The sequence below is a fragment of the Acetobacteroides hydrogenigenes genome, from assembly GCF_004340205.1.
Lineage (GTDB): Bacteria > Bacteroidota > Bacteroidia > Bacteroidales > ZOR0009 > Acetobacteroides > Acetobacteroides hydrogenigenes.
This window is the reverse complement of the sequence record NZ_SLWB01000006.1, coordinates 219748-229547: the sequence shown is the minus strand read 5'-3', so window position 1 is coordinate 229547 and position 9800 is coordinate 219748. Positions and strand designations below refer to the sequence as shown.

Annotated in this window: 7 protein-coding genes, 2 tRNA genes and 1 rRNA gene; 6 read left to right on the top strand and 4 right to left on the bottom strand. The window is 48.4% G+C overall.

Features of this window, described 5'->3' with window-relative positions:
• The 4 genes from rrf to CLV25_RS08300 form a co-directional block, all read left to right on the top strand.
• A 5S ribosomal RNA gene (rrf, locus tag CLV25_RS08315) occupies positions 1 to 92 on the top strand; the annotation flags it as partial.
• Between the two features lie 58 nt (positions 93 to 150).
• A tRNA-Ile gene (locus CLV25_RS08310) sits at positions 151 to 227 on the top strand.
• A 3-nt stretch (positions 228 to 230) separates the two neighbouring features.
• Positions 231 to 304: transfer RNA gene (locus CLV25_RS08305), tRNA-Ala, on the top strand.
• 138 nt (positions 305 to 442) lie between these two features.
• Positions 443 to 1225 carry a CHAD domain-containing protein gene (locus tag CLV25_RS08300; RefSeq protein WP_131839178.1) on the top strand — a complete coding sequence of 261 codons (783 nt, stop codon included), beginning with the start codon at positions 443 to 445 and terminating at the stop codon, positions 1223 to 1225.
• A gap of 39 nt (positions 1226 to 1264) precedes the next feature.
• On the opposite strand, the gene serB is transcribed toward CLV25_RS08300, so the two are convergent.
• Positions 1265 to 2494 carry a phosphoserine phosphatase SerB gene (gene serB, locus CLV25_RS08295; protein ID WP_131839177.1) on the bottom strand — a complete coding sequence of 410 codons (1230 nt, stop codon included), beginning with the start codon at positions 2492 to 2494 and terminating at the stop codon, positions 1265 to 1267.
• A gap of 420 nt (positions 2495 to 2914) precedes the next feature.
• Between serB and CLV25_RS08290 the strand changes: the two genes are divergently transcribed.
• Positions 2915 to 3250 (top strand): TFIIB-type zinc finger domain-containing protein, encoded by a 336-nt coding sequence (locus tag CLV25_RS08290; RefSeq protein ID WP_131839176.1) that lies wholly within the window; start codon positions 2915 to 2917, stop codon positions 3248 to 3250.
• A gap of 6 nt (positions 3251 to 3256) precedes the next feature.
• On the opposite strand, the gene CLV25_RS08285 is transcribed toward CLV25_RS08290, so the two are convergent.
• Complete coding sequence (locus CLV25_RS08285) at positions 3257 to 3895, bottom strand: AlbA family DNA-binding domain-containing protein (protein WP_131839175.1); 639 nt, start codon at positions 3893 to 3895, stop codon at positions 3257 to 3259.
• 432 nt (positions 3896 to 4327) lie between these two features.
• Here CLV25_RS08285 and CLV25_RS08280 point away from each other — a divergent pair, with 432 nt between their 5' ends.
• Positions 4328 to 5686, top strand: a complete 1359-nt coding sequence (locus CLV25_RS08280; protein WP_165877035.1) for an MATE family efflux transporter — start codon at positions 4328 to 4330, stop codon at positions 5684 to 5686.
• Positions 5687 to 6108: 422 nt separating this feature from the next.
• Here CLV25_RS08280 and pheT read toward each other — a convergent pair whose 3' ends face one another.
• Both pheT and CLV25_RS08270 read right to left on the bottom strand, forming a co-directional pair.
• Positions 6109 to 8565 carry a phenylalanine--tRNA ligase subunit beta gene (gene pheT / locus CLV25_RS08275; protein ID WP_131839173.1) on the bottom strand — a complete coding sequence of 819 codons (2457 nt, stop codon included), beginning with the start codon at positions 8563 to 8565 and terminating at the stop codon, positions 6109 to 6111.
• 450 nt (positions 8566 to 9015) lie between these two features.
• Positions 9016 to 9795, bottom strand: coding sequence for a Rossmann-like and DUF2520 domain-containing protein (locus CLV25_RS08270; RefSeq protein ID WP_131839172.1), 780 nt, complete (start codon positions 9793 to 9795; stop codon positions 9016 to 9018).
• Between the last annotated feature and the right edge of the window lie 5 nt (positions 9796 to 9800).

The following is a 9800-nucleotide window of genomic DNA, read 5'->3' as shown; positions in this document are numbered from 1 at the left end:
GCTCCACCCCTTCCCATTCCGAACAGGGCCGTTAAGCCCGCCAGCGCCGATGGTACTGCTACACCAAGCGGGAGAGTAGGTGGCCGCCAAACCTACAGGTTCCGAAGCCAAGTGCTTCGGAACTTTTAAAAGAAAACTAATTGACTATATAGTCTCGTAGCTCAGTTGGTTAGAGCACTACACTGATAATGTAGGGGTCCGCGGTTCAAATCCGCGCGAGACTACCACTGGGGGGATTAGCTCAGCTGGCTAGAGCACCTGCCTTGCACGCAGGGGGTCAACGGTTCGAATCCGTTATCCTCCACAAAAAAAGAGGGTTTGTCTGAATAAGGCAGACCCTCTTTTTTTGTACCTGTACAATGGTCCTTTTATTTTTCATAAATTGGGCATAGAAAAGGGGGCTTTGTCTTTTCGCGTAATCTGTCCGTGAATCTTGATATAAATGCTAAGTCGAAGTCATCAGCGCGAGTATTTGCATAATGCTTGGGGATCGATGCTTAAGCATTATAAGGCATTTTTGAAGGGTGGTAATCCTGAAGAATTGCATAAAATGCGTATTCAAATAAAGCGAATAAGGGCTCTGTTTGAACTATCGCTTGATAATCGTACTCCAAGATGCATTCGACGAGTTCAAAAACTTTTTTCGATAGGTGGTGCTATTCGAAATGCACATGTTACATTGGAACTTGCCGAGAGATATCAGATTGATTGTCCGAGTTTATTGGAACAACAAAAGCAAGTACAGAAAGGTGCAATGGGAAGATTAGAACGGAGCAAAAAATTTCGTCTAAAAAGTATATCAACTGCGTGCCTGTATGCAGAAAAATGCATAAAAGAGTTTCAATGGCGGCGTGTTGAACTTTTCTATAAAACATCAATAGAATATATAGGCAGTATTGCTGCAAGTGAAGCAATAAGTGAAAAACATCTGCACGATTGTCGAAAGAAGGTAAAGACATTGATGTATGTAAGTGAAGTCTTACCAAAGCAAAGGGTAAAGAAATTAGGGGTGAATATAGACTACCTTCAAAGCGTACAAGAAGCTATAGGGGAGTGGCATGATGTTCAGATGGTTCATCAACTTTTAGAAGAGTATGGAGATGCCAATGTCGCTTTAGAATTCAAGATAAATGCTGATAGAGCATTGAGAAAAGTTCTTGACTTGCTTAAAAGTTTTTCTGAACGAGCATATTCACAAGCTGAATCTGCCCTAATTTTATCGTAAAATTAAAAGGAGTGTTTTTACCACTCCTTTTTTATTGCTTTAATCTACCATCATCTCTCTATCCCTAAAGCCGAGTAGGTAAAGGATGCCGTCGAGTCCTATGGTGGAAATGGCATGTCTGGCTTTCTCCTTTACCTTTGGTTTGGCATGGAAGGCTATTCCCAAGCCTGCTAACTGAAGCATCGGCAGATCGTTTGATCCATCGCCTACTGCAATAACCTGATCGAGGTGAAGGTCCTCCTTAAAGGCTAATAGCTTTAGGAGTTCAGCTTTCTTTTGTCCATCAACAATCTCGCCAAGATGCCTTCCTGTAAGTTTTCCATCTTTTATTTCCAGATCGTTGGCAAAAACATAGTCTACGCCCAGTTTACCCTTAAGGTAGTTGCCGAAATAGGTAAACCCTCCAGAGAGAATGGCCGTTCGGTAGCCGTAGCGGTTCAACGTTTTCATTAGCCTTTCTGCTCCTTCGGTCAGAGGCAGGTTTTCTGCGATCTCTTTCATCACGCTTTCGTCCAAGCCTTTTAAAAGAGAAACTCTCTTAATAAAACTTTCCTTAAAATCGAGTTTACCCTGCATTGCATCTTCAGTAATGGCTCTAACCTCATTGCCTACGCCGGCGCGTTCGGCCAATTCGTCGATCACTTCGGTTTGGATAAGGGTCGAGTCCATATCGAAGCATACCAGACGGCGGTTGCGTCGGAAAATATTGTCGACCTGAAAAGCAATATCCACCCCTGTATCGCCAGATATCTTTACAAAATCGCTTTTCATTTTATCAATATCCTTAGGAGTACCACGAACGGATAGTTCTACTACGGCCTTCGATTTGTTGACGTCGCCATCTAGCGGTGTACGGCCCGTTAGACGAGTTATGAGGTCGATATTGAGCCCCTGCTCGGCAATAATGCTGGTCGTTTGGGCTAGATGTTCAGCAGTGAGTTTTCGGGCCAAAAGTGTAAGGATATAACGGTCTTTCCCTTGATGGTTTACCCAACCGTTGTAGCGCTCCTCAGAAATGGGGGTAAACTTCACGTTGACGCCCATCTCATAGCTCTTAAAAAGTAAATCCTTAAGGATAGGCGATGACTCGGATTCCTGCGGTACTTCGAATAGAATGCCTAGCGCAAGATCGTCGTGGATGGTTGCCTGTCCTATGTCTAGAATCTGAACGTTGTATAGGCTGAGAATTTGGGTTAGAGAGGCCGTTAATCCTGCTTTGTCTTCGCCCGAAATGTTGAGAAGAATAATTTCCTTTTTTTGTTGTTGCATGCTCTCTACTATTAGTTATGACACTCTGAGATTATAATTCATCCCAAGTTATCTAAAATACGGAGTGTTGAACTTCTCGTTTTATTCTTTTGGCTTTTTTTAGCATTCTCTATTTCAAAGGTATATTTAGTAGTTTTTGCTTACTTTGCGGTGCATTAATGTAGCCTACAATGAAGCACGTTCGAAAGATCTTAGTAGGGATTAGTATTCTTGCCCTTCTTTACTTGATCGTATTTACCGATATGAGCTTTAGCAAGGAGAATAGCATTGCTTGGATTTTCCTTCTCGCTATATCGGCAATTACATATGGGCTGGATTTCTTAGTGATTCAGCGAAGGAGAAATAATTTGAAGTCTGATAGTCAAAATTAACAAAAAGACGAGTGGCGTTTTGCTGCTTTGCAAAGCAAATACTGAAGAAATGTCTGGAAATAAAAAATTCTCATGCCCAGTGTGTGGCGCGAAACTGCCTTTTAGCTACGCCCTTCGTATTTCTGATGGAAAGCGATACGTATGCGAACGCTGTCATACCCATTTAGTACCAAAAACGGATAATGTTATTTATATACGAGTAGCAATTATTGCTGCAACTTTTATCCTAGCCTTAGTTTATAGCAGGGTAGTGTTTGATTACTACGGATTCGAGCGTACGCTGCAAGCCTCGGTTATCCATTTTGTCACCCTCGTAGCATTTTACTTGGGGCTAACCTACTTTTCCATTGTAAGGGTTGTTCGGATGAAAAAGATGGAGGATTAGTGAGCGTTACTGGCCCTCATCGCTGTTGATAGAAATCAGCGATCCATCGTGAGTCGATTTTATGGTAAGCGTATCGATAGCGAGCAGGTCGAGCACAATGCGCTCGGCCTCTTTTGTTGATAGGAGCAGCTTCTTCCAGATGCGGGTGAACGACGATGGTCCATTCTCGGTAAGGAAATCTATCACCTTTTGATGTCGATCCCCGAGGTTTACGGGGCGCAGCTTTCCGCACGATTGTTTTAAGTAGAGCGAGTGCAGCCGGCCTACCTTCATGTTCTCGTCGGCTACGCGGATGTAGGTGGTGGGCTTCATATCCTTATCGGGGGCGGTGTGGGGCTTCTTTCGGCTCTCCTCGATGAGGATTTCGAGCACCACCTTTCCACCCACATCCCAGCGGATAACGCTAAACGGAACTTCGGGCTTGCAGTAGAGCTGGGCGGCGGTTTCGATCATGTAGTACTCCTCGTCGGAGTTTACCCCTGCAATCCTGCCGTTATCCTTAACGCCGAGCAGCAGCGAGCCGCCCGAGGTGTTGGCAAAGGCGGCCAGCGAGCGGGCTATCTTCTTCGAGTCGGTAACGGCATACTTAAAGTCGAGATGCAGCCCTTCTCCTTCAGCAATTCTATTTAGCAAAATGGCACTCACCCTTTCTGAAATTTAGCGTAAAGATAGCAGAATGGAGCTTAAATGGCAGTTGCTGTAGTGCGTTAAATACGGTTAGCACTTATGGTATCACGACTCACGTATCAAGTATCACGAGATAATCTCCAATTGTATTCAACCACACAAACAAAGTATTTTCGATTTTCGTGATGAGTATGTCGTATATCATTATACCTTACTGAAACGAGTAGACCCTCCTGACTTCTGTGCATTACCCTTTCTTAGCTTTGATCGCTTAGCTGTAGGTGCTACCTTTGCCCCGTTTTCGGCGACTCGCCAAGCACATTTATCTATCGTAGGCTGTAGCTTCCCACCTTGAAGCCCATTGCCGCCCGGCAATGACAAGCGCAGCCTAGGTTTGCTTGACGGGGGAAAGGTATCGCTTTCGTACAATCATCTTAAATGCTTTTCGAAATGAAACGTTTTTGGCGCTTGCACAGGCTTCACTACCGCGATACGATGCGCCTGAGCCTTCCTGTTATGATTTCTCAACTTGGGCAGATTACCGTTGGCCTTGCCGATAATATGATGGTAGGCCGCTTGGGAACCACTGAACTGGCTGCTGCTGCCTTTGCCAACATGCTGGTTTCACTTCCCCTTTTCTTTGGGATGGGATTTGCCTTATCCCTCACTCCTCTTGTAGGCAAGGCTTATGGTGCAAACGATATGACAGCAATAGGATCGTACTTTCGCCACGGGCTCCTCTCCAACGCGCTAGTGGGACTACTGCTCGTTGCTGTATGTGGTGGGCTATACCTTATGATGCCGCTTATGCATCAGCCCGGTTCGATTCTTGGGATTGCGCAGTCGTACTTTATCTATATTGCCCTTTCCATGTTTCCTACGATGCTATTCCTGATGGGGAAGCAGCTGTGCGAAGGGATGGCGGATACCAAGTCGGCTATGCTTGTTACCATTGTCGGCAATATTCTGCATATTGGCAGCAACTACGCGCTCATTTTTGGCAAGCTGGGCTTACCTGCATTGGGCGTCGAAGGGGCGGGTATTTCTACGCTGCTGTCCCGAATATTTATGGCGACAGCCATGCTGGTGCTGGTATTTAGGAAGCCAATTATTCGTCATGCGTTGCAGCTTTCGAAGCTGCTGAGGCTCCGGATTGCAGTCGTCCGCGAGCTGGTGTGGCTGGGCGTTCCAATGGGGATTCACGTCTTCTCCGAGGCATCGGCCTTCATCTTTGCCGGTATAATGATGGGCTGGTTGGGAGAGGTTGGCTTGGCGGCCCACCAAATCGTAATCAGCCTATCGGGACTAGGGTTCATGCTCTACCAGGCCATCGGGTTCAGCACCACTATCCGCATCAGCCAGCTATCGGCGCTGGAGATGCCCTCGCTCATCAAGCGGGCATCCGTATCCTCGTCGCAAATCGTAACGGCTATGGTTATGGTGGTAAGCGCTATCTTCCTAATCTTTCATAGGCAAATTCCCTACCTCTTTACATCTAGCGACGAGGTAGCGCATGTTGCTTCTAAGCTTATCATTGTATTCGTCGTGTTTCAGGTGTTCGATGCGACACAGATCGTCTTCTCGGGTATCCTCCGGGGGCTAGCCGACGCCAAGATTCCTAGCATGCTCACCGTTATATCGTACTATCTGATTGCCATTCCAACGAGTTACCTTGCTGCATTCCGCTTCGGATTTGGCGAGGTCGGCATTTGGTTTGGCTTTCCCATCGGTTTGGGTATTTGCTCGCTGCTCTTCCTGCTTCGCATCCGTATGCTGATAGGGAGAATGGAGCCTCTTCGCTGCCGATAACCCTGTATATGGCCTGTGTTGGGCTTTCCCCTGCCAAGAATAGGGGTATTGGAGCCTATGGGAGGGCTCGCGAGGCCTAACTTAGGGGTCACGCCCCCTAGCTGTAGGGGTTGCAACCCTTACCCTAGGGGTCGCGACCCCTTTTGCAGGCCTCGCATGGCCTCGGCGAGGGGTAATTAGCCCTAAAGTAGGGGTCACGAGGCCTCGATGAGGGGGTACGACCCCTAGGTTAGGCCTCGCGACCCCTGCTTTAGGGGTGATGAGGCCTAGTCGCAAACGAAAAAGACCTAACAGGGGGATAAATCCTGTTAGGTCTCGTGGAGTTTCGTTATCTCAAAGCCTCAAGGCTAAAGAAAAGGCTGGACTTCTAAATTCTTCCGTTTACCTTCGGTATAACTTCCGTTTAACTTCTTTACAAAAGACTATCGTAGCTGAGCCCCGTAGCTGCGCTCAAACGCCTTCACCAGGTTGTCCATGATACGGTCGATCTGCTGGTCGGTAAGCGTCTTGGTCTCGTCCTGTAGGATGAAGCTAAGCGCGTACGACTTCTTGCCTTCAGGGAGGTTCTTGCCCTCGTATACGTCGAAGAGGCCAACCTTCTTAAGCAGCTTCTTCTCGGTTTGAAGGGCAGTCTCGCGTAGCTGTGCGAAGGTTACCTTCTTGTCGAGCAGCAGGGCTAGGTCGCGGCGTACCTCTTGGAACTTAGATATTTCCTTGAAGGTAGTTTTGCTCTTGCGAACGAAGTTAATCAGTAGGTCGAAGCGGATCTCGGCAAAGAACACCTCGTTCTTCACGTCGAACATGTTGCGGAACTTCTTGGCAACTGCGCCCATTTCGATGAACTTCTTGCCGTTTAGCAGGTAGGTTACGCCATCGCTGATAAAGTCGAGGCTGTTCTCCTCCACCTTTAGGTCGAACAGGCTGATGCCGAAGCGCGATAGCAGCTGCTCAACCGATGCGCGGAGCGTAAAGTAGTCGCTTGGAACTATCTTGGTGTTCCAGCTTTCGGTGTTGCTGTTTCCGGTTACGAACAGCGCAACGTGGTAATTCTCGTTGTAGGCGCGGAGGTGGTTCTCCTCGGTTGCCTTTTCGGCGTTGTAGGCGTACACGTTACCAAACTCGTACAGCTTCAGGTCGGCGTTACGGTGGCTGGTGTTAAGGCCAATGGCCTCCATTCCGTTGAAGAATAGGGTTTGGCGCATTACGCTAAGGTCGCCGCTAAGCGGGTTGATGATGCGAACCGACTTCTCTTCTGGGTAGGCGGTTAGCCCTTGGTAGTAGGCCGCCTTGGTAAGCGAGTTCGACATGATTTCGTTGAAACCGTTGCTCGAAAGCAGATCCGATGCGGTGTTAACGATCTTATCCTTTTCGGGACGTGGCTCGAACGATAGCGTCGAGCGTACCTGTAGCGGCATCTCGATGTTGTTGTATCCGTAGATGCGGAGCACCTCTTCCACAACGTCGGCCTCGCGCTGAACGTCCACACGGTAGGCAGGAACGCTTAGTAGCAGTACGTCGCCCTTATCTTCAACGATGGCTATATCTAGCGCACCGAGTATATTCATGATAGTCTCGGTTTCGATCTCCTTACCGATTAGCTTGCGCATCTTATCTAGCGATACCTCTACGCTGAAATTCTCGATAGGCGTAGGGTAGATGTCGATTACTTCGGATGAGATTTCGCCACCTGCCAGCTCCTTCACCAGAAGGGCGGCACGCTTAAGCGCGTAGATGGTTTGGTGTGGGTCAATTCCACGCTCGAAGCGGAACGACGAATCGGTATTCAGTCCGTGACGGCGGGCAGTCTTGCGCACCGATACGGGGTTGAAGTAAGCGCTCTCGATGAAGATGCTGGTGGTTTCCTCGGTAACGCCCGAGTCCAATCCGCCAAAAACACCTGCGATGCACATTGGCTCGTTGGCGTTGCAGATCATTAGGTCGGCCTCGTTAAGCTTGCGCTCTACGCCATCGAGGGTGGTGAATGGCGTTCCCTCTGGGGCGGTGCGCACCACAATCTTACCTCCTGCAATCTTGGCAGCATCAAACGCGTGTAGCGGCTGACCCAGCTCATGTAGGATGAAGTTGGTAATATCTACCACATTATTCTTTGGGTTGATGCCGATGGCGCGCAGCTTCTTCTGCAGCCATTCGGGCGATGGGCCAACCTTTACGTTCGATACGGTGATGCCTGCATAGCGTGGGCAAGCCTCTGGGTTTATAACCTCTACAGGGATAACGTTAGCGGTATTATCTACCTTAAACTCATCCACCGATGGCTTCTCGAGCGATACAGGTATGTTGTTTACCTTAAGGTAGGCCGCCACATCGCGGGCAATGCCGTAGTGCGATGCCGCATCAACACGGTTGGGGGTAAGCCCTATTTCGAATACGTACTCGTCTTCTAGCTTGAAGTACTCCTTTGCAGGTGTTCCTACTGGTGTTTCAGGATCAAGCACCATGATGCCGTCGTGCGAGTGGCCAAGGCCCAGCTCATCTTCAGCGCAAATCATACCGAATGATTCTAGCCCACGTATCTTCGACTTCTTGATCTTGAACTCATCGTCGCCCGAGTAGAGGGTAGTACCTACAGTAGCAACAGGAACCTTTTGTCCGGCAGCAACGTTTGGCGCACCGCAAACGATTTGTAGCAGCTCGGGACCGCCAACATCAACTTTTGTAACGCTTAGCTTATCGGCATCGGGGTGGCGCTCGCATTCTACAACGTAGCCCACAACAACGCCTTCCAATCCGCCCTTAATGGCCTCTTCCTTTTCGAGAGAGTCCACCTCTAGGCCAATCGACGTTAGTATCTCAGAAATCTGTTCGGGTGTAAGGTCGGTTTTCAGGTAGTCCTTCAACCAGCTATAGGAGATATTCATGTGATAAATTTTTCTCGTTACAATTAAGTCGTAAAAATAGGGAATAGATGCTTACCCTCAACGGCTTTTTGCATAAAAACTGTTTCAAAGTGCGGCAAAAGGAAGGAAACCTATGAAGTAAACCTGACAGGTTTTCAAAACCTGTTAGGTTTTAATAATGTCAGTTTGATATTATGGGTAAAGGATGCACAAGGCTTATTCCCCTCCTTTTTAAGGAGGGGTGCCCGAAGGGCGGGGTGGTTCAAGTCCAAATAGGAATGTCTCTGTCATATTTTTTTTGACGACAACCACCCCCGGCTACGCCGACCCCTCCTTAAAAAGGAGGGGAGTCGCACTGATTTTACCTTATGCTAGCCTTTTAAGATTCATTTCAAATATTCGAACGAACGCAAAATAAAAGAGCCGTTGCATGCAACAGCTCTACCTATGTATTCTCGTAAGAAGCTTAGTCTACTCGAACTTCTTCATTATCTTTTCGGATATGATGGAGTAGAGTTCCTTCAGCTCGGGGGTGTTCTTGAGGTAGGCCTCGTGCATGTAGATAGTTCGGCTGTCGTTCCTGCGGGCCGGACCGGTTTGCACGGCAATAGGGTTCTCCGATTCGAGCGCCTTGGAGATGGTCTCCTCGATGAGCGGCTGCAGAACGGAGATATTTAACCCCTCCTCGTGCAGCACCTGGTTGGCGCAGGCCAGCATGTAGTTGGTAAAGTTGCAGGCAAACACGGCCGCAACGTGGATGGCCTTACGCTTGTCCGACTCCAGCCAGTCCCATTTGGCTTCCAGCTCTTCAACCACCATTACAAGAACGCGCTTAAGGTGCTCGTCCTTGGCCTCGAGGTAGAAGGGCACATCGCGCAGGTCGATGATGCGGTTGCGCGTAAAGGTTTGAAGAGGGTAGAGCACTCCTACGGAGCGGGCTTCCGATCCAAAGACCTCAATAGAGGTTGTTCCGGATGTGTGCACGATGCAGGAATCTTGATCTACATGCTGGATAAGCTGCTGGTAAACCTCCTCGATGGCACGGTCGGAAACGGCGATGATGTACAAATCGGCATTGGTATCGCATTTCTCGATGGACGAGATGTAAACCTTTAGGTCGAGCCCATCGGCAATATCCTTTGCCTTTTGAGGATTACGGGCAGCAATGTCAACCTGAAAGTTGGTGGTAGTGGCAAATCCGTATGCTAGGTTTATGGCAACAGCCCCCGAACCAACTATAACTATCTTCATGGGTG